The sequence below is a fragment of the Amycolatopsis sp. NBC_00345 genome, from assembly GCF_036116635.1.
In the GTDB taxonomy this organism is placed as follows: domain Bacteria; phylum Actinomycetota; class Actinomycetes; order Mycobacteriales; family Pseudonocardiaceae; genus Amycolatopsis.
On the sequence record NZ_CP107995.1, the window covers coordinates 9,910,837 to 9,937,255 of the forward strand.

The following is a 26,419-nucleotide window of genomic DNA, read 5'->3' on the forward strand; positions in this document are numbered from 1 at the left end:
CCTTGTCGCCCCCTATTCACCTGACTAGCTTGAGCGGAGCCCGTCCGGGCCCATTCGCCGAATGGTGACGCGGGACAGCGGTGCGAGGGTGAAAGGGTGCGGATGAACGTCTACCTGACCGGGATCTTCTGGGTGGTCGGTGCCGCCGTACTGGCGGCGGTGATCGGCTACCTGGTAAGGCGCTTCGGCTGGGACGAAGGTCGTCGTGACAACAACGACGCGGCCGGGCAGGTGTTCACCATCGTCGGCGGCCTGCACGCCGTGCTCGTCGCTTTTGTGCTCATCTCGCTGTTCGACAACGTCAGCACCGCGCGCGCGGGCTCCTACACCGAGGCTGACGGCCTCGTCGCGATGAGCTGGGCCGCCGACTCGCTGCCCGGCGACACCGGCGCGAAGGTCCATCAGCTGGCCTCGGCCTACGCCACCACGGTCCAGCGCCAGGAATGGCCGCGGCTCGCCGACGGCGGCGCGATGCCCGACACCGGCTGGAACCAGCTCAGCCAGCTGAGCAAGACGATCGCGGGGGCGCAGGCCGGCGACGACTGGGCGAACGACCGTAAAACCGAGGCAGCGAACCAGCTCTGGCAGGTCTACCAGGCGCGCCAGGCCCGGCTCACCGCCTCGGCGGCCAGCGGCGTCGGCTCCGTCGTGTGGTTCGCGCTGATCCTCGGCAGCTTCATCTCCGTGCTGTTGCCCAACCTCTTCGGCGGCACGCGCATGGCCGCGCACCTGGTGATCGTGTCCACCCTGGCCGGCACGATCGCCCTGTTGCTGTATGCGATCTTCCAGCTGCAGAACCCGTTCTCCGGCGGGGCGAACATCCAGCCGGACGCGTTCGCTTCCGCGCTGGCGCGGCTTTCCTGACCGCCGTGCGCCACGCCCGACTCCTGCCCGCGCTGGCCGCCGCCGTCGCCGTATCCGGGCTGCTGGCCGTGTCCGGCCTGCTCAGCCCGCCCGGCCGGACGTCTGCCGCGGCGGACTCCACCTGCGACATCCTGCAGGTGGAGAACGAACTCCCCGGCTCGTCGTCGGCCGTGCGCATCACCCTGCCGTCCGGGGAACGCCGCGAACTCGGCGAGACCGGCTACGCGCTCAACGCGATCGCGTACTCCGCCGAGCAGAACATGGTGTACGGCGTCGCCGACGCCCCGCGCCACGGCCTGTTCCACGACGGCGCCCACGCCGTGGAGATCTCTCGCTCCGGGGACGTCACCGACCTCGGCCCGGTCGGGCGCGAGGGCCGCCGCGGCGGGTGGAGCTGGGCCACCGGCGCGACGGCCGGCGCGATCGACGGCACCACCTGGTACCTGCAGCGCGCCAACAATCTGTACACAGTGGACATCGACCCGGCGAGCCCGGACTACCTCACCGTGACCGGCCGCGTGCAGTTGCGTCCCGTGGTGCTGTCCTCCGGCGTCGACGACTTCGCCTACGACCCGGCGACCGGACTGCTGTACGGCGTCTCCATGTCGTTCGCGGGCCACGGCCGCGTGGTCACGATCGACCCGCGGACCGGGCACGTGGAACCGTTGCCAGGACTGCGTTTCCCTGATGCGAGCGCGTACGGGGCCGTGGTGCTGGGGCCGGACAACGCGCTGTACGCGACCGCGAACCGGATCGGCTACCGCAGCGTCACGTATCGGCTTCCCCTCGACGGTTCCGGTCCGGCGGTGGAGATCGGTACCGGCCCGCCGCTGGTCAGTTCCGACGCGGCGGGCTGCTTGGTGTCCTCACCGCCTCCGCCGTCCTCCTCGACGCCGCCACCTCCGTCGTCGTCGAGCCCGCCGCCGTCGTCCTCTTCGAGCCCGCCTCCGCCACCACCGTCGTCCCCGAGCCCCACGCCGACGCCCGCCCCACTGCCGTTGCCCCCGGTGCCTCCGCCGCCGGACGCGCCGGTGCTCGTGGAGCAGCCGTCGCCGGAACCGCGGCAGGACACCCCGACGCCGTCCGAGTCCCCGGCGCCGGCGCCGGCCGAGCCCCCCGCTCCGAGCCCGACGCCGTCCGGGCGGCCCAAGCCCAAGCCGAGCTCCGCACCGGTCGACAACACCGCGGCCCACGTCAAGGAGCAGCGCCGCTGGGGCCTGACCGTACTGATCCTGGTGCTCGGCACGGGTGCCGCCGTCGGGCATGTGAGACGCGGCCGTTAACCCGGGTTTCGCCTCGAAGACGGCCACCGTCCAACTCGGCCGCGAAGACTCCTCCTCCGGCGTCGCTCGACGCCGGAGGAGGAGAACACGGATGAAGCGCGTGAGATTCGGGGTCGTCGCGGGGCTGCTCGCTCTGCCGTTGGCGGCGACGGGCACGGCGTCGGGTTCGGTGCCGGGCCCGGTTTCGGGCAGTGGCCACCAGCCCACCGCCCGTGACGACCACTACCGGGCGCGGTCCGGGCAGACCCTGCAGGTCCGCGGAGACGGCGTGCTCGGCAACGACGCGCTCGGCTCCCGCGGTTGGCCCGGCACCGAAACACTGGCCTCCGGAGGTTCCGTGGTCCGGCACACCGCGCCCGCGCACGGCTCCCTCACGATCGGCGCCGACGGTGCGTTCCGCTACACCCCCGCGCCCGGCTTCCACGGCCAGGACACCTTCACCTACACGGCGTCGGACGCCGTCCGGCTGTACCCGACGGACCTGCCGCCGCTCGCGACGATCGGCGGCGTGCCCCTCACCGGCGGCGCCTACGGTTCCGCGCTGACGCCGGTGCCGGGGGCGCCCGGCGAGTTCTACGGCCTCACCGACCGCGGCCCCAACGTCGACGCCCCTGACGGGTCCAAAGTGGAGCCGCTGCCCGCGTTCGACCCCTCGATCGGCCGGTTCCGGCTCCGCGACGGGAAAGCCGTGCTGGAGAAGAAGATCCCGCTGCGCGCCGCCGACGGCACGCCGTACAACGGACAGGTCAGCACCAGCGCCGACACCGGCGAGAAGATCATGGACCTCAACGGCAAGCCGCTGCCCGCGTCGCCCGGCGGTTACGACTCCGAGGGCCTGGTGGCCCAGCGCGACGGCACGTTCTGGGTGTCGGACGAGTACGGCCCGTTCATCACGCACTTCCGCGCCGACGGCCGCGCGATCGAGCGGCTCTCGCCCTTCGACGGCTCGCTGCCGAAGGAGCTGAAGTACCGCGTGCCCAACAAGGGCATGGAAGGCCTCGCCGTCACCCCGGACGGCCGGACGCTCGTCGGCATCATGCAGTCCGCGCTGCAGCAGCCGGACCTGACCAAGAAGCCCGGCAACGTCACCACGCTGCGGATCGTCACCGTCGACCTGAAGACGCGCGCGACGCACGAGTACCTCTACCTGCTCGACAACCCCGACGACACGGGCACGGCGGTCAGCGAGATCACCGCGCTGTCGCCGACGAAGTTCCTCGTGGACGAGCGCGACGGCGCGTTCGAGCCCGGCGCGTACAAGAAGCTGTTCGAGATCGACCTGACCGGCGCGACCGACGTCGGGCCGGGGGAGAAGGTGAAGGACGCGCCGTACGACGCGGCGAAGGGCGGCCTGCTCGTCGGCGACGACCAGCGGAGCATCGACGCCTACGTCGGCAAGGACACCACCGACGAGGCCGTGAAGGATCTCGCGAAGGTGGGCGTGCGGCCCGTGTCGAAGAAGCTGTACGTCGACCTCGGCGCGCTGGTCACGAACCTCGACCCGGCCGGCGGCTTCTTCGGCCACGACAAGGTGGAGGGCGTCGCGACCACCGACGGCGGCCGGACCCTGGTGATCAGCAACGACAACGACTTCGGCATCGACGGGGTGGCGAACAGCGCCGCGCCGTACACCCTGCACCCGAAGACGCTGCCGGACGGCCGGACGGACGACGGCGAGTACCTGGCCGTGGACACCACGAAGCTCCCGGCGCGCACCAGCACCGCGACCGTGACGATCGACGTCCGCTAGTACTTGTACTGGTCCACATTGTCCTGGGTGATCCGCAGCGGGTCGCCCAGGAGGATGGTCTTCGCGGTCGCGTCGTACTTCACCGTCGGCAGTTCGAGGCTGACGTTGTTGCTGGGGCCGAGCGGCTTGCCCTGGGCGAGCTGCTCGGCCGTCCACGCGGTGAGGTAGCCGAGTGCCTCGACGTCCCACAGCACCGACATCGAAGACGAGCCGTCGAGCAGGTACGGCTTCATCGTCTGCGGCGTGCCGACGCCGACGGTGTACACCTGACCGATCTTCTGCTGGTCGCGCACGGCCTGCGCGACGCCGGGCGCGGCCGTGGTGCACTGCCCGATCAGCCCGGTCAGGTCCGGGTGCTGGATGAGGACCTGCTTCGCGAGCGTCGTCGCGGCTGCGGTGTCCTCGCCGGCGTAGACGGTATCGACGATCTGTGCTTTGGGGTAATGCTCCGCGGTGTAGGCCTTCTCGACGGCGGTCCACGCGTTGAGGTTCGCCGCGGTCGCCCCGCACGAGACGATGGCGAACTTGCCGGCGCCGCCGGTCTTGGCCATCAGCGCGTCGACCAGCGCGGTGCCGACCCCGTCGGCGGTGGCCTGGTTGACGAACACCTCACGCTGCGAGCCCGCCGCGTCGGTGTCGGTGGTGAGCACGTGGATGCCCTGCGCCCGCGCGTCCGCGATCACGGGCGCGAGCGAGGCGGGGTCGTTGGGCGCCACGGCGATCACGTTCACGTGCTCGGTGATCAGGTCACGCAGGATGGCCGTCTGCGCCGCGGGGTCGACCGTCGCGGGCCCGCGGGTGATCCACTGCGCGCCCAGCTGCTGCGCCGCGCTCAGCCCGCCCGCGTTCATCGCGTCGAAGTACGGGATGCCCGCGACCTTCGGCACGAACGCGATCTTGACCGGCGCGTCCGGCGGCGCCTGCCCGAGCCCGCTCGAGCAGCCCACGAGGATGGCCACCAGCCCGAGCAGCGCCACGACGCCCAGCACGAGCGTCTTCGTCGGCCCTCGCATCCCCACCATTCCTTCTGCTCACGGTCTGCACGGTGGAGACCTGCAGGCAGAAGGTAGGGGAGACCGTTCACGGGGGTCAACCGGTTGTGTGCAAAGGGTTACTGAAGTGAGTTCATCGCGACGACGGCGCACCTGGTACCCGTTCGGGGTATGGGGTTAGTCTGTTTGCGATGACACTCCGTCCGGCTGCTCCCGGTCCGGGCCCCGCTCGGGTCCCGGCCGCGTTCCTGGCGCGCTGGCTGTTGCTCAGCGCGGTGGTCCTGGGCGTCGTCACCATGCACCACGTGGCGGCGCCGGACTGTGCGGTGGCCGGTGTCTCGATGACCCACGCGTCCCACGCGGATGAGACGGCCGCACCGGCCGGGATGGACGGTGCGTCGCACTCGATGCTGCACCTCTGCCTGGCGGTCTTGCTGGCTGTCGCGGGACTGCTGCTGGCCGTCGCACTCGCGTGGCGGGCTGGGCGAGGACGTCCGGCAGTCGCGGGGCGGCCGGGCTCGGCGGGCGGCGCGCGACCACCGCCCTGGCGGAGCGGCAGAGAACTCCTCACCGCCTCCTGCGTGCTGCGGATCTGAGTGGACCGGGTTTCCCGTGTCCATTTGATTCGCCGTACCCAGTGAGGAAGAGAAACCATGAAACGCAAGTTCCTGGCGGGCTTCGTGCTGCCCGTGATCGCCGTTGTACTGGTCGGGTGCTCGGGCTCGCAGCAAGGCTCGTCACCGGGCTCGCAGCCGGGCCACAATGCCGCGGACGTCGCCTTCGCGCAGGGCATGGTCCCGCACCACCGGCAGGCCGTCGAGATGGCCGCGCCCGTGCCGCAGCACACCGCGAACCAGCGGGTGATCGGGCTCGCGAAGCAGATCCAACAGGCCCAGCAGCCCGAAATCGACCAGCTCACCGGCTGGCTGAAGACCTGGGGTGCGGCGCCGGCTGCCACCGCGGATGGCATGGGGGGTATGAGCGGCATGGACCACGGCGCTTCCCCGTCTGGCATGCCCACGTCCGGTGCGCCCATGCCGGGCACGTCTGCGCCGGGCACGTCCGGTGCGCCCATGTCCGGCATGGTCGACACCGCGGGCTTGGATCAGCTGCGCGACCAGGCCTACGACCGCAAGTGGCTGGAGCTGATGATCCAGCACCACGAGGGCGCCATCACCATGGCGCGCACCGAGCTGGCCCAGGGCCAGGACGCCGGCGCGAAGGCCATGGCCCAGCGCATCACCGACACCCAGCAGACCGAGATCGCCACGATGAAGTCCCTGCTCGGCAGCTGATTTCGAGTGGTTTCCCCTGGCGGCCGCCTCGGTGAAACCCCGGCGGGGAGCGGCTTCGCGGAGTTCGATCCGGACTCCGCGAAGCCGTCACCAAGCCGGGGCCAGGCCGCGATGAAGCCGCCACCGGTCCGTCACCAGACCCGCTGCGCCACGAAGTCCGGCTCTGCCCCTAGCCCAGCCAGACCTCGCGACCCAGGCGTGCTTCGTCTCACCACGCACTGCAACAAATACCCCATAGGGGTATGGTCAACCTCATGACCACACACCAGCACGGCGCGTCCTGGTCCACCGCGGCCCAGGCGACGCTGCACTGCCTCACCGGTTGTGCCATCGGCGAGGTGCTCGGCATGGTCCTCGGCACCGTGTTCGGGCTGCACAATGCGGCCACGGTGGTGCTGTCGATCGTGCTCGCGTTCGTTTTCGGGTATGGGCTGACCATGCGCGGGGTCCTGAAGTCCGGGCTGGCGCCGGCGGCCGCGTTCAAGGTCGCGCTCGCGGCGGACACGGTGTCGATCGCGGTGATGGAGATCGTCGACAACACCGTCGTGGTCGCCATTCCCGGCGCGATGGACGCCGGGCTGGCGAGTCTGCTGTTCTGGCTGTCGCTGCTGATCTCGCTGGCGGTCGCCTTCGTGATCACGGTGCCGGTGAACAAGTGGATGATCGGCCGCGGCCGGGGGCACGCCGTCGTCCACGGTCACCACTGAGGCGCTCGACATTGGGCGCCACTATGGGAAAAAGGCCGCCTCCCGCGAAGTCCGGTCCAGCCCTTTTGCGTCCTGCGGTACGGGATGCACACCACGACGTGTAGCCATGTGGGTGACGACCATACGTTCGATTCGCCGGTATTCTTGCTGGGTGAGTACCACCACGGGCACCCGCGAGGTGTGGCAGCTTCCGGATGCGGAACTGGCCACGCTTCTCCTGGCGTGCGAGGAAAAACTGCGCCGCGGTCAGGCGGAAATGCTCGGCCTCGTCGGCGAGGCCGGGCGGCGAGGGCTGGGCAAGACGCTGGGGTTCAAGGACACCACCGCGCTGCTGCGCGAGACGCTGCGGATCTCGTCCCGCGAGGCCGCCACCCGGATCGCCCACGCACACGCGACCACACCATCCACCTCACCAACCGGGACGCCACAACCAGCCTCGCTGGCAGCGACCGGACAGGCCCTCGCCGACGGCGTGATCAACCGCGAACACGTCCAGATCATCGTGACCCTGTTCGCCGGCTGCCCGGCCGCGATCGACGCCGAAACCCGCGCCACCGACGAAGCCACCCTGATCGCACTGGCCACCCACGCAGCCCCCGAAGCCCTGCGAACCGCCGGACGACGCCTGCTGGCCTACTGGGACGACCACACCACCCCACCCGATGACCGGCAACGCCGCGACCTGCACCCGACGCGACGACTGCACATCACCCACCGCCCCGACGGCAGCGCCCGCTTCACCGGCGAACTCGACCCCGACACCACCGCCGTCCTCGACGGCCTGCTCGGCCCCCTGGCCAAACCCCGCCCCAACCCCGACACCCCCCACCCCGGCACCCACGGCCCCGACCCGCGCAGCACGGCCGAACGCCGCGGCGACGCCCTCGCCGACATCCTCGAACTCGCCGCCCGCTGCGACGACCTGGCCGTGCAAGGCGGCGAACGAGCCGTGATGATCGTGACCGTCACCCTGGCCGACCTCGAAAGCCGCCTCACCCACACCCTGTCCACCACCCCCGGCATCGGCACCCCCGACGCACTACGCCGACACGCCTGCGAAGCAAAAGTCGTACCCGCCATCTACGGCACCGACGGCCAGCCCTTGCACCTCGGCCGCACCACCCGACTGGCCACCCCCACCCAACGCCACGCCCTGACCCTGCGCGACAAAGGATGCGCCCACCCCGGCTGCGACCGCAGCCCGAAATGGTGCACCGTCCACCACGTCATCCCCTGGGCACAGGGCGGACCCACCGACCTCACCAACCTCGTCCTGCTCTGCCCCACCCACCACCGGCTCATCCACCACAGCGGCTGGACCATCCAGATGCACCACGGAATCCCCGAATTCCTCCCACCACCCTGGCTCGACCCCCACCGCACACCCCGACGCAACCACATCCACGACACCACGACACCACGCCACCGACCGACCCAGCACACCTGGCACCGGAGAATCCACTACGGACGGACAACCGACCCCTCGCAGACACCCACGAGGACGCAATGAACCGCCGAGCCAACCCCACCGGCAGCCAACCCCACCACCGGGAGCCAGGACGTCCACGGCGACCTGCCGCCGTTCATCGGCGCCCGCGGCCCTCAGCACCCTGCCCACTGCCCACGGCGACCGGAAAGGCCCAACGCGACGCCACCATGCATGCCACTCCAAGGCCACACCGCGGAAACAGCCGACCCCGGTCGCCGCAGCTATGAGAGAGCGCGTCCCGCGCGGCTGGGTGACCGGCGGACCTCCTCAGGGCCGGTCAGACGCTGGACAGGTCGATCGCCTGGCTCAGCTCGCGTGGCTTGAGCACTCGCAGGATGCCTTCGAGCAGGTAGTAGTCCGCGTACGGCAGGGAGACCTCGATGCCGTCCTCGGACGGCCGGTTGCGGGTGCAGCGGGCGACGACGGCGTCGGCGCGGGTGGACTTCGTGGTGAGGCAGGTCTTCGCCGTTGCCTCCAGGAGTTTCAGGCCCGCGTCGCGGTACTTCGGCTGCTTCGAGGCCGTCGCCAGGTCCAGCAGGCCGCACGCCGTGACGACGCCTGCGGAGGCGTCCTTGATGTCGTTCGGCGCCTGTGGTGCGAGGTAGTCCCACACCGGCACGTGGTCCGGCGTCAGCGCGCCGAGCGCGTAGTCGGCCAGCCGGCGCGCGGTGGTGAGGAACTGCTTGTCGCCGGTGCGGCGGTAGATCGTGGTGAAACCGTAGATGCCCCAGGCCTGCCCGCGCGACCAGCACGACGCGGGGCTGTAGCCCTGCACGGTGCCGGGGCCGATCTCGGCGCCGGTGGCCGGGTCGAAGTCGAACACGTGCGGCGTGGAGCCGTCCGGGCGCAGGAAGACGCGCTGCGCCGTTTTCGCGTGCTCGACGGCGATGTCGAGGTACTTGCCGTCACCGGTCTGCTGGGTCGCGAAGTCCAGCAGGTCCAGGTTCATGATCGTGTCCATGATGATCCGGCCCGCGTCCTTCGGGTCGGTGAGCGCGCCCCAGGCCCGGATGAAGTGGCCCTTCGGGTTGTAGCGCTGGATCAGCGACGAAGCCGCCTTGACCGCGCCGGCCCGCCACTTGTCGTCGCCGGTGATTCGCCACGCCGTGACCCACGACGGGTAGAAGAGGAAACCGAGGTCGTGGGTGCTGGTGTCGGTCTGCCGCGGCGCGAGTTTTTCCGCCGAAGCGAGCGCGAGCGTGCGGAATTGTTCGTCGCCGGAGTGCAGCCACGCCATCCAGAGCGTGCCGGGCCAGAATCCGCCGACCCAGTCGCCATTCTGCGAATACGCCCATTTCTCGAACTTCGTCCCGGTCGGAAAGGCCGTGACGGTCGGTGCCACCGCGCGCAGCTTCCGCACCGCGTAGTCCGCCGCCGCGCGGAACGTCTCCGTCTGGCTCGCCGAATGGGATACCGCCTGGTCGGAGGCTACTGCCGGGATGGTGCTGCTCGCGGTCACCGCCACCGCGGCACCGGCCGCGGTGGTCAGCAGGGTTCGCCGGGAAACGCTCACGGGGGCCCGCCATTCACAGTGGGGAATTGCATCACGGGAAGGTCGGCAAAGTTTTACACGACCGACACGTGCTTGTACACCCGCCGAATCGGCTATTCACGGTTGTGAATTGTTCACGGATGTGAACTCGCCATTCTTGGCCCTTCGCGGGGTTACCGCGTGAGCGCTGACTCGTCGTCGACAACGAGCGGGCAGAGCGGGTTCGGCGCCTGCGAAACGTCGATGACGGCCTCAAGCCGGTCACGCGTGTGCTGCAGCTCGGCGATACGCGCGTCAAGCCGGGCCTTCTCGGCGCGGAGCCGGGCGCGTGACGCCGGGGTGCTCTCGCCGGCGTCCACATGGGGCAGCAGGTCCTTGATGGTGGGACTGGACAGTCCGGCCGCGTAGAGCTGCTGGATCAGTTCGACCCGGGTGACGGCGTCGTCGGGGTAGCGTCGCTGGCCCCCGCTGGTGCGGGTCGAGGCCAGCAGGCCCTGCTGCTCGTAGTAGCGCAGCGCCCGCACGCTCACCCCGGCCCGCTCGGCGACTTCCCCGATACGCATTGTTTGCTCCCTGGCCCGGTTACGACACGAACTTTACGCGCGAATCAGCCCGGGCTTCCGTGACGCCATGGGGTGTGACCTGCGAGACAACCGCTTGAACCTGACGTTGGCGTCAGGGACCAGGCTCGGCGTCAGCACCTCATGCCGACAGGAGACGACAATGCAGATCGCAGGCTCGACCGCACTGATCACCGGCGCCGGCCGCGGGCTCGGGCGCCACTTCGCCCAGGCCCTGCTCGACCGGGGCGCCGCCAAGGTCTACGCCACGGCCCGCCGCCCCGGGTCGATCGACATCGCGGGCGTGACGCCGCTGGCCCTGGACGTCACCGACCCCGACTCGGTCCGCGCCGCGGCCGCCGCGGCCCCGGACGTCGACCTGCTGGTCAACAACGCCGGCTTGGCCGCCTACACCGACCTGGTCACCGGCGACCTCGACGACATCCGCCGGGAGATGGAGACCAACTTCTTTGGCCCGCTCCACGTCGTCCGCGCCTTCGCCCCGGTACTGGCCGGCAACGGCGGCGGAGCCATCCTGAACGTGCTTTCCGTCCTGTCGTGGATCTCCTACCAGGGTTCGGCCGGCTACGCGGCCGCCAAAGCGGCGGCGTGGAGCATGACCAACGGGGTCCGCCTCGAGCTGTCGGCCCAGCGCACCCAGGTCGCGGGCCTGGTGATGGCCAGCACGGACACCGACATGATGGCCGGGTTCGACGTCCCGAAGAACGACCCCGCCGACGTGGTCCGGGCCGCCCTCGACGGCATCGAGGCGGGCGAGATCGAGATCATCGCCGACGCCGACAGCATCGCGACCAAGGCCGCGCTCGCCGAGCACCCGTCCGCCCTCTACCCGGCCGTGTCCACGGAACGGGTTTGATGAGCGGCCGGTGACGGCTCAGGAGCCAGGAGCAGTTCAGGAGCAGTTCAGAAACAGAGCGGCGCGACCGGCTGGTCCGATCCGGTCCGGACGTAGGCGTCGGAGATGTAGTGGCCCGGCCCGATGCGGTCCCAGATCGTGCTGGTGCCGAGCTTGCCGGTGACCGAGTCGCCGTTGACGTAGCACTCGATGGGGACCTTGGCGTAGTTCGCGGCGAGGCCCTTGATCGCGGCGGAGGTGCTGGCGCTCTCGCGGATGTTCATCGGGTCGCCGGCGGTGCTGACGGTGCCGGTCGCGGCCGACGAGCCGGTCCAGAGATAGGTGACGTTCACGTAGCCGTTGTCGCTCAGGCCGAGGCCGTCCCAGAAGACGCCGTCGGCGAGGTCGATGCCGGCCGGGTTCTGCACCTTGCGGCCGCTGTCGTCCTTGCCGCCGTTGAACCCTCCAGGTACGCGGCCTGCGCCCCGGGCTTGCCCTGCGGCAGCGTCTTGTACTCGGCCCGGATCGACGACGGGCCGACCTCCCAGACCGGCGCGTACTCGCAGCGGCTGCCGTCGGTCTTGCACACCTTCGCGGTGTAGGTGCCGGTTCCCTTGGCGGACAACGACTTCGTCGACGGGAACGACACGAAGGATCACCTCGCGCACGGGCGGCTGGAGGCCGTCCGCGTTGCTGGACAAGGAGATCCGCACCTGCACCACGCTCACCGCGCGGTCGAACGTGGCGGGCTGGGTGCCGGCGGGGGTCCACTCTGTCCAGTCGTCGGAGCCGGAGCCGGAGCCGGAGCCGGAGCCGGAGCCGGTGCCGGTGCGGCCGCGGACGTCGACCTCCACCGTGGTGCCCGCCGGACGGTCCGCGGCCACCTGCGCGGTGACGCGGTTCGCGGCCGAGGCCAGCCGGTGCTCGGTCGTGATCAGGGAGCCCTGACCACCCGTTGGTCGAAATACGGAAGGAAGTCTGGGCACCGGCCGTACACGATCCGTGCAAGTCGGTCATCCGAGCAGTTAACGCCCCAACCCGCGCGTCAGGCGGACGCGATGCGGTGCTCGTCCGCCCCCTGCATCCGGTTCTGCAACGCCGATTCCTGCGGACGCGCGGACAGCTCCCGCCAGATCACCAGCGCCCGCTCGGAGTAGGTGCGCGAACGCTCCGGCTGGCTCAGTGCCGAGTGCAGCTCGCCGAGCAGCTGCGACACCTCCGCCTCCGAGCGCCGGTCGCCGTTGCGGCGGTGCACGCTCAGCGAGTTGACCAGCAGCAGCTGCGCGTGCGCGAAATCCCCGCTGTACAGGCAAAGTTCGCCGAGTGCCTGGTTCGCGTAGCCGACGCAGTGGTCGTCGCCGAGGTCGGTGAAGATGGCGATGGCGCGGGTGACCTGCTCGCGGGCCTGGCCGAGGTTGCCCTCGTGCTGGTGCAGCAGGCCGAGCCGCTGCAGCGCGTGCGCCTCGCGGTGCCGGTCGCCGATCTCGGCGGACAGCTCCAGCGCGTCGGTGAACCAGCGTTTCGCTGATGCGTAACACTTCTGGGCCAGCCAGATCGTCCCGGCGGCGACCCGCACCACGGCCTCGCCGTGCCGGTCCCCGGCTTCGGCGAAGAGCTTCAGCGCCTCGTGGCAGCGCTCCAGCGCGCGGTCGTTCGCGCCCTCGATACGCAGGATCGTGCCGAGCCCGGCGAGCGCCGTGCCCATCCCCTGCGCGTCGCCGATCTGCTGGTAACGGGCGTACGAGGCTTCGAACGCCACCAGCGCTTCGGTGTAGCTGTCCTGGTAGAGGTGGATCTGGCCCAGGTTGCGCTGGATGATCGCCTCGCCGTGCGCCGACCCGGCACGCCGCGCCGCGGCCAGGGCCAGCGCGTGGGTGCTGTGCCAGTCGTCCTGGTGCCCGCGCAGGTCGAAGTACGGGGTGAGGGCGGCGGTCAGCTGCCAGGTCAGGTCGTCGAAACCCAGCTCGGCGGCCAGATTCACCGCGGCGACGGTGGTGTGCCGTTCCGCGGCGAACCAGGCGGCGGGGTCCGCCAGCAGCCGCTCGGTTTCCGGCGGCAGCTCCGGCAGCTTCGCGGCTTCGTCGCGGTACTGGCCGAAGAAGTGGATCGGCATCCGGTCGGCCGCCTCGACGGCCAGCGCGAGGTAACCCTCCAGCACGCGCCGCGCCGCCGCTCGCGTCTTGCCCGGCCCGTCGCGCTCGGCCAGCTCCGCCGCGTACACGCGGAGCAGGTCGTGCAGCCGGTATCGCGGCTGGCCCGTGGCGTCGGAGGCGACGAGCTCGACGAGGTGGGCGTCCACCAGCACGTCGAGGACGTCGTCGGCCGACGGACGGCCCAGCGCCGCGGCGACGACCCACGCGGGGAACTGCACGGGGCCGAGCGCGCCGAGCCAGCGGAACGCCGCGGCCGCGGACATCGGCAGCAGGTCGTAGCTCAGGGTCACGCTGGCGCGCACGGCGAGGTCGCCGACGCGCAGTTCGTCCAGCCGCCGCCGTTCGTCGTGCAGCCGGTCGGCGAGTACTCGCAGCGACCAGCTCGGCCGGTTGGTCAGCTTCGCCCCGGCCACGCGGATCGCCAGCGGCAGGTGGCCGCACTGGCGCAATATCGCCGCGGCGTTCTCCGGCTCGGCGGCGACGCGCTCGGCCCCGACGATGCCCTGCAGCAGCCGGGCCGCCTCGGGTTCGGGCAGCAGGTCGACGTCCACGGACACGGCGCCGTCGAGATCCGGCAGGCGGAGGCGGCTGGTCACCAGCACCGCGCACGCACCGGTGCCCGGCAGCAACGGCCGCACCTGGGCCGCGCTGCCCGCGTCGTCCAGCACCACGCACATCCGCTTCCCGGCGAGCCGGGAGCGCAGCAGCGCCGAGCGCTCCGGCAGGTCACGCGGCAGGCCCGCGTCCGGGATTCCCAGCGCCCGCAACAGCTCGGCCAGCACACCCATCGGCGCCCGCGGCGACGACGAGGTGCCGGCCAGGTCGACGTGCAGCTGGCCGTCGGCGAAACCGTCACGCACGGCGTGCGCGACCCGGACCGCGATCGCGGACTTGCCGACCCCCGGCGCGCCCGACAACACGAACACCGAGGGCTGCCCGTGCCCGCCGCGCTCGCGCAGCCGCTCGACGATCCGGTCGACCACTTCCTCACGGCCGGTGAAGTCCGGCAGGTCGAGGGGCAGCTGGCAGATCGGCAGCTCGGCGGCGGGTCGTTTGATCTGGACTTCGGCGGGCAGCACGGGCAGTTTCGGCGGCTTGGCGGACGGCACGGTTTTGGCAGACGGCACGGCCAGCGTGGCCCGCAGCTCGCGCAACCGCGCCCCGGGTCTCGCGTCGAGTTCCTCGTCGAGGGTCCGCTCCGCCAGCTGATAGGCCTCGACGGCCTCGTCGGTCCGGCCGCCGTCGCGCAGGGCGGTGACCAGCTGCTCCCAGAGTTCCTCGCGCAGCGGGTGCTCGGTGACCAGGCCCCGCAGCTCGGCGATCGCCTCGCCGTGGCGGCCCAGCTCGATCCGGGCCTTCAGCCGTTGCTCCTGGACCGACAGCCGCAGCTCGGCCAGCCGGGCGACGGCCGCGCCCCAGCCGTGGTCGTGCGGCAGGCCTTCCAGGACCTCGCCGCGCCACAGCGCGTCCGCCTGCTCCAGCAAAGCGAGTGCCGCTTCCGCGTCGCCGCGATCGAATGCTTTCTGCGCTTCGGCGGCGTGCTCACTGAAAACGACATGATCCAGTTCTTCCGGCGCGGCGGTCAGCAGATATCCGGACGCGCGACTGCTGATCCGGTCGCCCAGTTCGGGCGCCGTTTCGGCCAGCCGCCGGCGGAGCGAATGGACGTAGGTCCGGATATTCGCCGCCGCGGAACGGGGCGCGGTACCCGGCCAGAGCACCTCGACCAGCACCTCGGTGGACACCACGACATTCGGCTGCAACGCCAGCGCGGCCAGCAGCAACCTCGGTTTCGGTCCGCCCAGCGGGACGGCCCGGCCTTCGGCGACGACCTCCAGCGGCCCGAGAATCCGGAAAGCCAATGAGGTCAGCATTTTTTTACCCCCCTTGGTGGCAAGGTCCCCATGACCGCGCATCGTAGGAGCGTTCGAGCGGCATAGCTAGATCCATTCGGAGGGCAACGCACCCTAATTCGCTTTTGTACGAGTTGTGTACAGGACGGCGCCACTCTGTGGCCATGAAGCGTTCGAACCTCCGGCGTTGGGCCGGTTCAGGGGTTGTCCTGGCCTCGATCGGCGCGTTCGCCCTCGCCGCTGCGGTGCCCGCGTCCGCGGCGACGACCGGGACGGTGCAGACTGCGGGTGACCCGCTCAACGTCCGCCGCGCGCCGAACACGGCGGCGACGGCCGTGAAGACGGTGGCCAACGGGGCTTCGGTGAGCATCGAGTGCCAGACGACCGGGAACTCCGTGGCCGGCCCGCTCGGCACCACCACCATCTGGGACTACGTGCCCGCCCTCGGCGGCTACCTCTCCGACGGCTACGTCAAGACCGGCTCCGACGGCCGGATCGCGCCCGACTGCGGGACCGGCACCGGCAGCGCCCAGTGCGCCTCCGCGTGCGCCGCGGAGGGCCAGTTCCGCTCGTCGGACGCGCATTTCGTGGTTTACGACACCAACGCGGACGGCAGTTCCGGGGTCGTGCAGTACTGGCTCGCGACCGGCGCCGGCCCGTTCTACGTCTGGGCCTCCGGCGGCCAGGGCACGTCCGTGGACAAGGCGGTCGCGGTGCCGAAGGGCTCGTGGGTCTACTACAAAACCTGCACCGGCCACAACACCTCGCCGCCGACCTTCGCCGGCTGCAGCGCCGGCCTCACCGATTTCGCCGCCTGAAGCCGTTCCCTGGCTGAACTCCCCACCCCTACTTCCGGAAGGACCCCTAGCCATGGGCCAGGTGAACCGGCGCTCGGTGCTGCTGGGCGGACTCGCCGCGGTGACCGCGGCCACGGCTTCGACGGCGCTCCCCGCATGGGCGAACGCGCGGACCGCGGCGGCCGTCGCCCCGGTCATCCACGACCCGTTCCAGCTCGGCATCGCCTCGGGTGATCCCCTTCCCGACAGCGTGGTGCTGTGGACGAGACTCGCGCCGGCGCCGTTGAACGCCGACGGCTTCGGCGGCATGCCGGACGCGACCTACGCCGTGGACTGGGAGCTGGCGACCGACGAGAACTTCGCCTCGGTGGTGAAAAGCGGTTCGGTGAACGCCGTTCGCGCGTCGGCGCACAGCGTGCACGTCGAGCCTGCGGGCCTCGACCCGGCGCGCGAGTACTTCTACCGCTTCAAGACCGCCGGTTACATCTCGCCGGTCGGCCGCACGCGGACCGCGCCTGCCGCGGGCGCCGCGGTGAACCAGCTGAAGTACTGCTTCACGTCCTGCCAGCACTGGGAGGAGGGTTGGTACCACTCGTACAAGGGCGTGGTGCGCGACGACCCGGACCTGGTGCTGTTCCTGGGCGACTACATCTACGAGAAGCCTTCCGGCCGGGTGAAGTCCGAGCTGAACCCGCGGCGGCTGGCGGTCCCGCAGGACACCACCACGCTGGCGCTCTACCGGGCGCGCCACGGCCAGCACAAGACCGACGTCGACCTCAAGGCCGCGCACGCGCTCGCCCCCTGGCTGGTCGTATTCGATGATCATGAAGTCATGAACAACTGGAACGGCACCACGAGCCCCGCGTCGGCAGCGCGCAAGACCGCGGCGTTCCAGGCGTTCTACGAGCACATGCCGATCCGCTCGACCGCGAAGCCGAACGGCGCGTCGATCCAGCTGTACCGCCAGTTCCTGTGGGGCGACCTCGCGCGCTTCCACATGATGGACACCCGGCAGTTCCGCAGCGCGCAGGTGAGCGGCACGGCGTGCGGCCCGTACCGCGACACCTCGCGCACGCTCACCGGCACGGCGCAGGAACAGTGGCTGCTCAAGGCGTTCGAGACGCACCCGGCGACGTGGGACTTCCTGGGCCAGCAGGTGTTCTTCGCCCAGCGCGACGGCGACGGCAAGAACACCACCTGCGAGAGCCCCGACTCGTGGGACGGCTACCAGGCCTCGCGTGACCGCATCACGCAGGGCTGGATCGACCGGAAGGTGCCGAACCCGGTGGTGCTCACCGGGGACGTGCACCGGCACTGGGCGGCCGACCTGCGCAAGGACTACTACGACCACAGCGACCCGATCGTCGGCTCGGAGCTGGTGACCACGTCGGTCACCTCGAACAGCGACGGGGCCGCGCCGCCGAACGCCGCGTGGTACGCGAACAACCCGCACGTCAAGTACTGCCAGGGCGAGCGCGGCTACGTCCGTGTGACGGCGACGCCCGCGCAGATGCTGGCGGACTTCGTGGTGGTGTCCGACACGAGCGTCAACGATCCGGCGAAGCTGGTCATCAAGACCGACAAGAGCTTCGTGGTGAACGCGGGTTCGAAGGGCCTGCAGGCGGTCTGAGCCGTTCCGTCCTCAGAGGACAGTCGGCTCCGTCACAGAACCGTGCGGAACTGTCGATCAGCAGTCGCGGCAGGCGCGTGATCCGCTCCTAGCTTGGGTCCCAAGTGATCTTGGGAGGACCAGGCGATGACAACCCAGCTCGAAGAACGCCGGCCACCGGCTCCGGCTCCGGTGAAGTCCGGGAAGGCTGCACAGTGCCTCACCACGGCGTTGTTCGCGGTCGCCGTGGCCCTCGCGGGGTACACCGGGTTCCGGTGGCCGGGGGAGTACGTGGCGACCCTGGAAGCCACCTCCCTGAGCGGGGGCTTCCACCGGCGTTTCCTGGTCGGCACCCTGCTGCACCCGTTCGCCGTCGCGACCGGGTACGACTACCGGGTCTTCGCGATCGCGGGTTTCGTGGTGCTCGCCGGGCTGCTGACGGCCGTGGCGATCGCGTTCTTCCGCAGCCCCAGCGGGAGCAGGCGGATGGTGATCATCGCCTGGCTCCTGCTGCCGACCGGCGGCTACTTGTTCCACGAAGTGGGGTACTACGACCAGGTTCTGTACCTGCTGCTGTTCGGCGCGCTGTGGGCACTGCATCGGAACCGGCCGGGGATCGCGAGCGCGCTGATGGTGCTTTCCGTGACGGTGCACGAGATCGCGCTGCTCACCGTGCTCCCGGTGTTCGGCTTCATGGTGCTCCGGAAGTTCCCGTTCCGCCGGGCCTGCGCGTTCCTCGCCCCGCCCGCCGTGGCCGGTCTGGTGATCCTGGCGGTGTCACCGGCCGCGCCCGGTGCCGCCGGCCGGCTCGGGCAGACGTTGGCGGGCGCCGACTTCCGCTACCGCACCGACGCGCTGGGCCTGTTCGAGCGCAGCCAGTCCCAGAGCTGGGCGATCTACTCGATCACCGACGTCCTGCTGTACCTGGTGCCGATCGCGGTCGTGGTGATCGGCGGATTCCTGGTCCTGCACCGGCCCTCGGGCGCGGCGGTACTGCCCGTCGCCGCGATCGCCGCCCCGCTGCTGCTCGCCCTCGCCGGCTGGGACGAAGCCCGCTGGGGTTTCCTGCTGGTGAGCAACTTCGTCGTCGTGCTGTGGCTCTGGCTCGGCCACCGCGGGCGCGAGCTGGGGATGTCGCAGCTGGGTGCGCTGACCGCGGTTTTGCTGATCCTCACACACATTCCGATGCCGTACTTCGACGGCTACGCGCCCCGGGTGATCACGCTGGTGGGTCCGCCGCATCCCTCGGGAGTCGTAAAGTGAAGACGGCGCCGTCGTGGTTGTGGGCGGTGAGTTCGCCGCCGTGGAGCCGCGCGTTCTCCCGGGCGATGGACAGCCCCAGCCCGCTGCCTTCGGTCGCCTGGCGGGCGTGATCGCCTCGGACGAACCGGTCGAACAGGATCGGCAGCAGGTCCGCGGGGATTCCCGGGCCGGAGTCGGAAACCCGGATGGTGACGTCGTCGCCAGTGCCGTCGATCGACACCGTGATCGGGGCCCGGCCGTGCCGGACGGCGTTGACCAGCAGGTTGCCCGCGATGGTGTGGACGCGGCGCGGGTCGGCGACCACCGTCGTGGCCCCCGTGCTCGTGACTCGGACCTCCGCGTCCGGAATGCTGACCTCGATCGCGTCCTCGACCAGCGCGGGCAGGTCGACCGGCTCGGCGCGGAAGTCCGTCGAGCCGGCGTCGAAGCGCGAGATCTCCATCAGGTCTTCGACGAGTTTCGCGAGCCGCCGGGCCTGAGTGCCGAGCAGCTGCGTCGCCCGGGCGCGGGTCTCGGGGTTGGCGCTGTCGAGGCTGTCGACGGTGGCGACGATCGAGGCGAGCGGGGTCCTCAGGTCGTGGGCGACGTCGGCGACGAACCGCTGCTGCTGCTCGTCCTTCTCGCGCATTTCCTCGATCGACTCGCTGACGCGCTGCGCCATGGTGTTGAAGGACATGGTGAGGTCGGCCAGTTCGTCCCGGCCCTTGACCGGGACGCGCACGTCGAAGGCGCCGTCGCCCAGTTCGCGGGCGGCGGAGGCGACGCGGCGGATCGGGCGCTGGACGCGCCAGGCGGCGAACAGCGCGGCGACGATCCCGAGCGCGGCCACGGCGAGCGCCACGTAGACCAGCTTCTGCGGCTGGGCCAGGCCGCCTTTGATCGTGGTGATGTCGAAGAACTCCAGCATCCAGTAGCCGGCGTAGTTCCCGCTGACCACAAGGAGCTTCCGGCCGCTCTTCGGGTCGATGGTGGTCGCCGTCCGCAGGTCCGACGGAGTGGTGGTGCGGACCAGGACCTGGTCCGCGACCGCGGCCGCGACCGCCTCCCGGTCGTCGACGTGGATGGGAGACTCCTGCGGGTACCACGAGAGGTCTTTTGTGCCGGAAGTGACGACATAGGGCGATCCTTGGGGGCTCTTGGCGAAGAGCGCCCACTCTGTCGTCGCGTCAGAGTGCTGGCCGCTGCCGAACAGCTTGCTGGGATCGACCGGTGCGCCCGTCGCCATCAGGTCCAGCGAGGGTTTCGCCTGCTCGAAAATCGCGCCGAACGACGTCTTGGCCGCGAAGGTGAACCCGTTCAGCACGTCCTGCTCCTGCAACGCGGCCGCGGCGAAGGCCATCACCGCGGTCGCCGTCGTCGTCACCAGCACGACCGCCACCGTCACCCGGGCCCGGAGACCGAAAGCCGGCCGCCTCACGGGTTGACCAGCCGATAACCGAGCCCGCGCACAGTCCGCAGCAGCACCGGGTTGGCCGGGTCGTCCTCGATCTTCGCCCGCAGCCGCGCGACCGCCGCGTCGACGATCCGCGAGTCGCCGACGTAGCCGTAGTCCCAGACCCGCTTCAACAGGGTCTGGCGGCTCAGCACCTGGTTCGGGTGACCGGCGAACTCGACGAGCAGGCGGATCTCGGTGGCGGTGAGCGCCAGTTCGGCGCCGCCGCGGGTCACGCGCATCGCCCCGGCGTCGATCTCCAGGCTCCCCACCCGCAGCAGGCCCGCCGACGGTCCCGCCGCGGGGACGGCGCGACGGCCGACCGCCTTGATGCGGGCGTCGATCACCCGGGGCTCGGCGGGCTTGACCACGTAGTCGTCGGCCCCGCACTCCAGCCCGACCACGACGTCGATCGGGTCGCCCCGCGAGGTCAGCAGGATCACCGGCAGGCTGCTCTTGGCGCGGATCCGGCGGCAGACCTCAAACCCGTCGATCCCGGGCAGCATGACGTCGAGCAGCACGAAGTCGAGTTCGAGCTGTTCGGTGAACAGAGTCTCCAGCGCCCGTTCCCCGGTCGGCGCGACGACGATGTCGTGCCCGAGCGCCTCCAGCGCCAGGGTGAGCGCTTCGGCCAGTGCCCGGTCGTCCTCGACCAGTAGAAGTCGCGGCATGATGCTCCCAAGATCGAGTTCGCTTCGATCCTAGGGACGCCTGGGCCCGCGCTTCGTGGCAGTTCGTGCGGAACGGTGACAGCGGCGTGCGGTTTTGTTACAGAGCCCGGAGGTCTAGGACTCCTCGTCGGCGAGGAGGTCGATCGCCAGAGCGGCCGTCCAGCCGAACGAGCGGGCGCCGTGGCCGGCGGCGCTCAGCGGGTCGACGTACTCCGCGAAGTCCGTCCAGCGGGCCAGGTTCAGCAGGTCGAGCCGCAGCTGGTGGGCCAGCGCGTCCTCGCCGTGGCGGAGCAGGCCTTGACGGACCAGCCAGCCGACGTTGGCCCACGCCGGGCCGCGCCAGTACTTCGCCGGGTCGAAGCGCGGTGACGTGAGGTCGTAACTCGGGACGGCGAGCACCTGGCCGAGGCGGAAGCGCGGGCCGGTGGCGGTGTTGAGCAGGGCGGGCGCCACGGCGAGGCCCGGCAGCAGCAGCGGCAGCAGGCCGCCGCAGGTGTACTCACGGCAGACCTTGCCGGTGCGGACGTCGAGGGCGAAGAAGAACCCGGCGCGCGAGTCCCACAGCCGTTCGGTCATCGCCTTGGCCATCCGGGCCGCGCTCTCGCGGTGGCCCGCCGCGGCGGCGGGCAGGCCCAGCGCGACGGCGATCTCGGCCAGCGCCAGCTCGGCGTCGGCCAGCAGGGCGTTGAAACCCGGGTCCTCGACGGTGAACCCGTCGCGCTCGGTCGGCCAGCGGACGTCGGAGTACTCGCTGTCGCGGTAACCCGCGGCGAGCCGCACGTAGCGGCAGTACTCCTCGTCGGTCGGGCGGTCCGCGGCCTCACCGTGCGCGAGGTCGCGGCGGGTGAACTGGCCGGGATCGGCCGGGGTGACGGCCGACAGCGGCTCGTCCCACGCCGGGCTGTTGTCCATGCCGGACTCCCACGGGTGCACGATCGACACCAGCCCGTGGCCGCCGAAGTCGCGCTGCGCCAGCAGATACCGGTGCCACGCCTTGAGTTTCGGGTACAGCGTGGCGAGGAAGGTGTCGGTGTCCGAGCCGACCGGGTCGGCCTGGTGCACCGCCCACACCGCCCGCGCGTGCACCGGCGGCTGGATCAGCCCGGACGTGCGCCCGGCGCGCCAGAAGCCCGGCCCCGGGAAGTACGCGTCGGCCGGGGTGTCCGGGTTGAACAGGATGTGCGGCACCCGCCCGTCGCGCCACTGCGCGTTGAACAGGGTCACCAGCTCGCGGCGGGCCCGCTCCGGCGCGAGGTGGCGCAGGCCCAGCGCGATGAACGCGGAGTCCCAGCTCCACTGGTGGGGATAGAGGCCCCGCGACGGGACCGTGGACGAACCGAGCCAGTTGTCTTCGAGCACGCGGGCGGCGGCGGCGCGCAAGGCGCTCGATGTTTCCAGCATGTGTCTAATTTATCTCCGACTTTTGTAGTGTCAATGGACAGAAGTGGTGACCTGGGATGATGTCCGCTACACCCGAACGGCGGCGGAGGGAGGACCAGGCGTGACGGGCGGAGCGGCCCCCACCACGGCGGGCGAGCTGTTGTACCTGGTCAGGACTGGTCAGGCGACCACGCGCAAGGCGCTGCAGACGGTCAGCGGGCTGTCGCGGTCGACGCTGGTCGGGCGGCTGGAGCAGCTCCAGGCGGCCGGTCTTTTGACCGAGGGCGGTCAGGAGGACTCGACCGGCGGACGGCCCGCGCGCTACCTCCGCTTCGACGACCGGCACGCCGTGGTCCTCGCCGCGAGCGTCGACACGATGCACACCGAGGCCGCCGTCACCGATCTGTCCGGCCGTCGGCTCGCGCGCCGCGGTGGCACCCTGCGCGTGGCGGACGGGCCGGAGCCGGTGCTCGACGCCATCGCCGGCTGGTTCGACGCGCTGCTGGCCGAAAGCGGTCGCCGCGCCGACGAGGTGGCCGGCGTCGGGCTGTCCGTGCCGGGGCCGGTGGAGCCCGGCGTCGCGCGCGTGAGCCGTCCGCCGATCATGCCCGGCTGGGACGGCTATCCGATCGGCGCGCACCTCGGCACCCGCTTCGCCGCGCCCGTGCTGGTGGACAACGACGCGAATCTGATGGCGCTCGGCGAGCACCGCTCGACCTACCCGGACTCGCCGGCGTTCGTCCTGGTCAAGGTGTCCACCGGGATCGGCGCGGGCCTGGTGATCGGCGGCGAGGTCTACCGCGGCATCGACGGCGGCGCCGGCGACATCGGGCACATCCGCCTGGCGGGTTTCCCGGACGCCCGCTGCATGTGCGGTTCCTACGGCTGCCTGGCGGCCGTCGCCAGCGGTGGCGCGCTGGCCGCCCGGCTGACGGAGCAGGGCCTGCCGACGGCGTCCGGCTCCGGCGTGCGTGAACGGATCGACGCGGGTGAGCCCGCCGCCGTCCGGCTCGCCGAGATCGCGGGCCGCCAGGTGGGGGAGGTGCTGGCGACCGTGGTGTCCGTGGTGAACCCGGAGGTGCTGGTGATCGCGGGGGACCTCGCGGAACCGTCGTTCGTCGCCGGGGTGCGCGAAGTGCTGTACCGCCACGCCCTGCCTCGCGCGACGCGGAACCTGCGCGTGGAAATCGGCGGCCGCGGCGGTGACGCGGCGGTGAGCGGCGCGGTCGCCACGGTGGTCGAATCGGTGTTCGCGCCCGCCGCCGTGGACCGGCAGCTGGCCGCCGACCGTCGCAAGGGCTTGTGAGTGGCGATGACGGTTAGAACCGTCATAAACACTCACAAGGCCCGACGGAAGTAGGTGGCGCGCCAGGGCCTCGCGTGTTCCGCCATACCGCTGAGCGGCACAGCGGAACCGGATTTACCTCGGTTTCCCGACATTCCACTCGGGACGGCCGGGACGAAACGGACTCCCTGTACGGAAATCCCGGTCGCCCGGATTCGTCTGTCCCGTGAGGACAGATAACGGTTCTGAACTCACCAGCGTGAAGCTTCCCTGGCGCGGGATCGCCGACATAGTCTCGTGCGGACGTTCTGCGGCCTGGGGGCCGCGCTTCACAAGGGAGTTGCCTGTGCGAAGAAGCCTTACCGTGTTCCTCTCGATCGCCGTGGCGGGTGGGCTCGCCGCGACCGCGCCGGCCGTCGCGTCGGCGCAGGGACGCCAGGACATCCCCCAGTCGCACCCGCTGTGGGCCAGCCCGCAGGCCAAGGTGGCCGACACGACGCCGTCGTCCAAGCTGGACTTCCGCGTCTACCTGAACCTGCGCGACCAGGCCGGGGCGGAGGCCGCGGCGCAGGCCGTGTCCGACCCGGACAGCAAGGGGTACCGCAACTACCTTTCGCCGCAACAGGTTCGTGACCAGTTCGCGGCTTCCGACCAGACCGTCGGCGCCGTGAAGACCTGGCTGCAGGGCAGCGGCTTCCAGATCGGCGACGTGCCGTCGAACCGCGCGTACGTGGAGGCCGTCGGCACCGCGGACCAGGTGCAGCAGGCGTTCGCCGTCAAGCTCGGCAAGTACTCGGTCAAGGGCCAGACCCTGCGGGCCGCGGACAAGAACCTGTCCGTGCCCGCCCCGCTGGCGAACGACGTGCTCGGCGTGATCGGCGTGGACCAGGCGACCAGCCTGTTCAAGCCGGACCACACCGACGGTGCCGGCACTCCGGCGACGGAGTCGGCCAAGCCCGGCGCCGTGGCGCCCGGTCCCGGCTTCCGCAACGCAGGCCCGTGCAGCACTTACTACGGCGAGAAGGTCGACACCACCGACCCGGCGTACCAGGGCAAGCAGCTGCCGTACGCGCCGTGCGGCTACACCCCGGCGCAGCTGCGTTCGGCGTACGGCCTGGACACCGCCGCGAAGCTCGGCGCCGACGGCAAGGGCACCACGATCGCCATCGTGGACGCCTTCGGTTCGCCGACGATCTACTCGGACGCGTCCACCTACGCCAAGCGCAACGACCCGTCGCACCCGCTGACCCAGGCGCAGTTCAGCCAGCACGTCTTCCCGCCCACCCCGGGCCAGGAGGCGCCGGACCAGTGTGACGCCGCGGGCTGGTACGGCGAGGAGACCCTCGACGTCGAGGCCGCGCACGCGCTGGCGCCGGGCGCGAACCTGCTCTACGTCGGCGGTGCCGACTGCCAGGACCTGTCGCTGGACGCCGCGCTGAACTACGTGATCGCGGGCCACAAGGCCGACATCGTGTCGAACTCCTACGGCGACACCGGCGAGGACATCCCCGCCGACGAGGTCAAGGCGTTCAACCAGATCTCGATCCAGGCCGTGCTCGAGGGCATCGGCGTGTACTTCTCCTCCGGTGACAACGGCGACGAGGTCGCCCGCCTCGGCACGCCGTCGCCGGACTTCTCCGCCTCGGCGCCGTGGGTCACCGCGGTCGGCGGCACCTCGCTGGCGGTCGGCAAGAACGGCCAGCGGCTGTTCGAAACCGGTTGGGAGACCGGCAAGTCGACGCTGACCAACGGCGCCTACGCCCCGGCGTTCCCGGGCGCGTTCAACGGCGGCGCCGGCGGCGGCACGAGCCGTCTGTTCCCGCAGCCCTTTTACCAGAAGGGCATCGTGCCGGACGCGTTGTCGACGAAGAACCAGACCGGTAACGCGAAGGGCCGCGTGGTCCCGGACATCTCGGCCGTCGCGGACCCGAACACCGGGTTCCTGATGGGCCAGACGCAGACCTTCCCGGACGGCGCCTACTACGACCAGTACCGGATCGGCGGCACCAGCCTCGCGTCGCCGGTGTTCGCCGGGGTCATGGCGGTGGCCGACAGCCTCGACCACTTCCACCACGGCTTCATCAACCCGGTGCTCTACAAGCTGACCTCGCGCACCTCGGCGATCAGCGACGTGAAGCACGTGGACGGCTCCGTGCAGCGGGTGGACTACGCCAACAGCGTGGACGCCTCGGGCGGCCTGCTCACCTCCGCCCGGACGCTCGACTACCCGAACCTGACCATCCACACGACAAAGGGCTACGACGACGTGACCGGCCTCGGCTCGCCGAACGGCCTGGCTTTCTTGTTGCTCGTCTAATGCACTGAGGGTCGGCGAAGGCCTCTTCTTCCGTTCGCGGGGGAGGGGGCCTTCGCCGTTTCTGGTGGGTGAAAATGTTCGAGTTCACCAGATTTTTGTGGATCGCGCACTTGCTTCTTGTATTTCTTCCCGCTGAAACTTCCACCTGCCGCGCTCGGAGCTTCCCCCGCCTCCACCGGCCCAGCCCTCGGGGTGAAGAAGGGTACTTCCCGCGATCTTTCCCCTTGCTGTCTTTCCCCAGATCCACCCGGGCAAAGACGACGATATCGGCACTGAAATGCTCCGGCCGGCAGGCCACTGAGTCGAGTCGTCGAAGAACGCCATGGGATTCCCCTCCGCCCGATTCATCGTGCCGCTCACCACTCGGCGAA

20 protein-coding genes and 1 pseudogene are annotated in these 26,419 nt (G+C 70.6%); 13 read left to right on the forward strand and 8 right to left on the reverse strand.

Going from position 1 to position 26,419, the window contains the following annotated elements; genetic code table 11:
* Nucleotides 1–102: 102 nt before the first annotated feature.
* The 3 genes from OG943_RS45325 (at nt 103) to OG943_RS45335 (ending at nt 3,897) form a co-directional block, all read left to right on the forward strand.
* Nucleotides 103–864 carry a bestrophin-like domain gene (locus OG943_RS45325; RefSeq protein WP_328612341.1) on the forward strand — a complete coding sequence of 254 codons (762 nt, stop codon included), beginning with the start codon at nt 103–105 and terminating at the stop codon, nt 862–864.
* A gap of 5 nt (nt 865–869) precedes the next feature.
* Nucleotides 870–2,147 (forward strand): DUF6923 family protein, encoded by a 1,278-nt coding sequence (locus OG943_RS45330; RefSeq protein ID WP_328607036.1) that lies wholly within the window; start codon nt 870–872, stop codon nt 2,145–2,147.
* A gap of 91 nt (nt 2,148–2,238) precedes the next feature.
* The gene (locus OG943_RS45335; RefSeq protein ID WP_328607037.1) at nt 2,239–3,897 is read left to right on the forward strand and encodes an esterase-like activity of phytase family protein; all 1,659 of its coding nucleotides are present in this window, start codon (nt 2,239–2,241) and stop codon (nt 3,895–3,897) included.
* On the opposite strand, the gene OG943_RS45340 is transcribed toward OG943_RS45335, so the two are convergent.
* Complete coding sequence (locus OG943_RS45340; RefSeq protein WP_328607038.1) at nt 3,894–4,910, reverse strand: autoinducer 2 ABC transporter substrate-binding protein; 1,017 nt, start codon at nt 4,908–4,910, stop codon at nt 3,894–3,896. The genes OG943_RS45335 and OG943_RS45340 overlap by 4 nt on opposite strands.
* Nucleotides 4,911–5,080: 170 nt before the next feature.
* Between OG943_RS45340 and OG943_RS45345 the strand changes: the two genes are divergently transcribed.
* The 4 genes from OG943_RS45345 (at nt 5,081) to OG943_RS45360 (ending at nt 8,401) form a co-directional block, all read left to right on the forward strand.
* Entirely contained in the window at nt 5,081–5,485 is a 405-nt protein-coding gene (locus tag OG943_RS45345; RefSeq protein ID WP_328607039.1) for a hypothetical protein, read from the forward strand.
* A gap of 57 nt (nt 5,486–5,542) precedes the next feature.
* A complete protein-coding gene (locus tag OG943_RS45350) occupies nt 5,543–6,184 on the forward strand; it encodes a DUF305 domain-containing protein (protein ID WP_328607040.1) in 642 nt (213 codons plus the stop codon).
* 254 nt (nt 6,185–6,438) lie between these two features.
* Nucleotides 6,439–6,891, forward strand: coding sequence for a DUF4396 domain-containing protein (locus OG943_RS45355; protein ID WP_328607041.1), 453 nt, complete (start codon nt 6,439–6,441; stop codon nt 6,889–6,891).
* A 151-nt stretch (nt 6,892–7,042) separates the two neighbouring features.
* Nucleotides 7,043–8,401: an HNH endonuclease signature motif containing protein gene (locus tag OG943_RS45360; RefSeq protein ID WP_328607042.1), complete on the forward strand. Its 1,359-nt coding sequence runs from the start codon at nt 7,043–7,045 to the stop codon at nt 8,399–8,401.
* Nucleotides 8,402–8,657: 256 nt separating this feature from the next.
* Here the strand turns inward: OG943_RS45360 and OG943_RS45365 are convergent, their stop codons facing one another.
* Together OG943_RS45365 and OG943_RS45370 are read right to left on the reverse strand one after the other, a co-directional pair.
* Nucleotides 8,658–9,893 (reverse strand): glucuronyl hydrolase, encoded by a 1,236-nt coding sequence (locus OG943_RS45365; protein WP_328607043.1) that lies wholly within the window; start codon nt 9,891–9,893, stop codon nt 8,658–8,660.
* 152 nt (nt 9,894–10,045) lie between these two features.
* A complete protein-coding gene (locus OG943_RS45370; RefSeq protein ID WP_328607044.1) occupies nt 10,046–10,435 on the reverse strand; it encodes a MerR family transcriptional regulator in 390 nt (129 codons plus the stop codon).
* 160 nt (nt 10,436–10,595) lie between these two features.
* Between OG943_RS45370 and OG943_RS45375 the strand changes: the two genes are divergently transcribed.
* On the forward strand, nt 10,596–11,309 hold the full coding sequence (locus OG943_RS45375; RefSeq protein WP_328607045.1) for an SDR family oxidoreductase: 714 nt from the start codon (nt 10,596–10,598) through the stop codon (nt 11,307–11,309).
* 47 nt (nt 11,310–11,356) lie between these two features.
* Here the strand turns inward: OG943_RS45375 and OG943_RS45380 are convergent.
* Together OG943_RS45380 and OG943_RS45385 are read right to left on the reverse strand one after the other, a co-directional pair.
* Nucleotides 11,357–12,241, reverse strand: a pseudogene (locus OG943_RS45380) (hypothetical protein); the annotation flags it as partial.
* Nucleotides 12,242–12,333: 92 nt separating this feature from the next.
* A complete protein-coding gene (locus OG943_RS45385; protein WP_328607046.1) occupies nt 12,334–15,315 on the reverse strand; it encodes an AfsR/SARP family transcriptional regulator in 2,982 nt (993 codons plus the stop codon).
* Nucleotides 15,316–15,458: 143 nt separating this feature from the next.
* On the opposite strand from OG943_RS45385, the gene OG943_RS45390 reads away from it, so the two are divergent.
* The 3 genes from OG943_RS45390 (at nt 15,459) to OG943_RS45400 (ending at nt 18,963) form a co-directional block, all read left to right on the forward strand.
* Nucleotides 15,459–16,112: a hypothetical protein gene (locus OG943_RS45390; protein WP_328607047.1), complete on the forward strand. Its 654-nt coding sequence runs from the start codon at nt 15,459–15,461 to the stop codon at nt 16,110–16,112.
* A gap of 52 nt (nt 16,113–16,164) precedes the next feature.
* Nucleotides 16,165–17,721, forward strand: a complete 1,557-nt coding sequence (locus OG943_RS45395; protein ID WP_328607048.1) for an alkaline phosphatase D family protein — start codon at nt 16,165–16,167, stop codon at nt 17,719–17,721.
* Nucleotides 17,722–17,847: 126 nt separating this feature from the next.
* Nucleotides 17,848–18,963 (forward strand): hypothetical protein, encoded by a 1,116-nt coding sequence (locus OG943_RS45400; protein WP_328607049.1) that lies wholly within the window; start codon nt 17,848–17,850, stop codon nt 18,961–18,963.
* On the opposite strand, the gene OG943_RS45405 is transcribed toward OG943_RS45400, so the two are convergent.
* The 3 genes from OG943_RS45405 to OG943_RS45415 all read right to left on the reverse strand — a co-directional run bounded on the left by OG943_RS45405 (nt 18,920) and on the right by OG943_RS45415 (nt 22,467).
* The gene (locus tag OG943_RS45405) at nt 18,920–20,332 is read right to left on the reverse strand and encodes a sensor histidine kinase (protein WP_328607050.1); all 1,413 of its coding nucleotides are present in this window, start codon (nt 20,330–20,332) and stop codon (nt 18,920–18,922) included. The two genes, OG943_RS45400 and OG943_RS45405, sit on opposite strands and share 44 nt — an antisense overlap.
* A gap of 44 nt (nt 20,333–20,376) precedes the next feature.
* The gene (locus OG943_RS45410; protein WP_328607051.1) at nt 20,377–21,066 is read right to left on the reverse strand and encodes a response regulator transcription factor; all 690 of its coding nucleotides are present in this window, start codon (nt 21,064–21,066) and stop codon (nt 20,377–20,379) included.
* Between the two features lie 114 nt (nt 21,067–21,180).
* Nucleotides 21,181–22,467 (reverse strand): MGH1-like glycoside hydrolase domain-containing protein, encoded by a 1,287-nt coding sequence (locus OG943_RS45415; RefSeq protein ID WP_328607052.1) that lies wholly within the window; start codon nt 22,465–22,467, stop codon nt 21,181–21,183.
* Nucleotides 22,468–22,567: 100 nt separating this feature from the next.
* Here OG943_RS45415 and OG943_RS45420 point away from each other — a divergent pair, with 100 nt between their 5' ends.
* Both OG943_RS45420 and OG943_RS45425 read left to right on the forward strand, forming a co-directional pair.
* A complete protein-coding gene (locus OG943_RS45420) occupies nt 22,568–23,752 on the forward strand; it encodes an ROK family protein (protein ID WP_328607053.1) in 1,185 nt (394 codons plus the stop codon).
* 325 nt (nt 23,753–24,077) lie between these two features.
* Nucleotides 24,078–26,048, forward strand: a complete 1,971-nt coding sequence (locus tag OG943_RS45425; RefSeq protein WP_328607054.1) for a S53 family peptidase — start codon at nt 24,078–24,080, stop codon at nt 26,046–26,048.
* Nucleotides 26,049–26,419 lie beyond the last annotated feature (371 nt).

Excerpts from the sequence above, each read along its gene's own strand:
- OG943_RS45395 (WP_328607048.1), top strand. The coding sequence starts at position 16,165 with ATGGGCCAGGTGAACCGGCGCTCGGTGCTGCTGGGCGGACTCGCCGCG.
- OG943_RS45390 (WP_328607047.1), top strand. The coding sequence starts at position 15,459 with ATGAAGCGTTCGAACCTCCGGCGTTGGGCCGGTTCAGGGGTTGTCCTG.
- OG943_RS45335 (WP_328607037.1), top strand. The coding sequence starts at position 2,239 with ATGAAGCGCGTGAGATTCGGGGTCGTCGCGGGGCTGCTCGCTCTGCCG.
- OG943_RS45415 (WP_328607052.1), bottom strand. The coding sequence starts at position 22,467 with ATGCTGGAAACATCGAGCGCCTTGCGCGCCGCCGCCGCCCGCGTGCTC.
- OG943_RS45370 (WP_328607044.1), bottom strand. The coding sequence starts at position 10,435 with ATGCGTATCGGGGAAGTCGCCGAGCGGGCCGGGGTGAGCGTGCGGGCG.
- OG943_RS45400 (WP_328607049.1), top strand. The coding sequence starts at position 17,848 with ATGACAACCCAGCTCGAAGAACGCCGGCCACCGGCTCCGGCTCCGGTG.
- OG943_RS45325 (WP_328612341.1), top strand. The coding sequence starts at position 103 with ATGAACGTCTACCTGACCGGGATCTTCTGGGTGGTCGGTGCCGCCGTA.
- OG943_RS45385 (WP_328607046.1), bottom strand. The coding sequence starts at position 15,315 with ATGCTGACCTCATTGGCTTTCCGGATTCTCGGGCCGCTGGAGGTCGTC.
- OG943_RS45345 (WP_328607039.1), top strand. The coding sequence starts at position 5,081 with ATGACACTCCGTCCGGCTGCTCCCGGTCCGGGCCCCGCTCGGGTCCCG.
- OG943_RS45410 (WP_328607051.1), bottom strand. The coding sequence starts at position 21,066 with ATGCCGCGACTTCTACTGGTCGAGGACGACCGGGCACTGGCCGAAGCG.
- OG943_RS45350 (WP_328607040.1), top strand. The coding sequence starts at position 5,543 with ATGAAACGCAAGTTCCTGGCGGGCTTCGTGCTGCCCGTGATCGCCGTT.
- OG943_RS45355 (WP_328607041.1), top strand. The coding sequence starts at position 6,439 with ATGACCACACACCAGCACGGCGCGTCCTGGTCCACCGCGGCCCAGGCG.
- OG943_RS45375 (WP_328607045.1), top strand. The coding sequence starts at position 10,596 with ATGCAGATCGCAGGCTCGACCGCACTGATCACCGGCGCCGGCCGCGGG.
- OG943_RS45340 (WP_328607038.1), bottom strand. The coding sequence starts at position 4,910 with ATGCGAGGGCCGACGAAGACGCTCGTGCTGGGCGTCGTGGCGCTGCTC.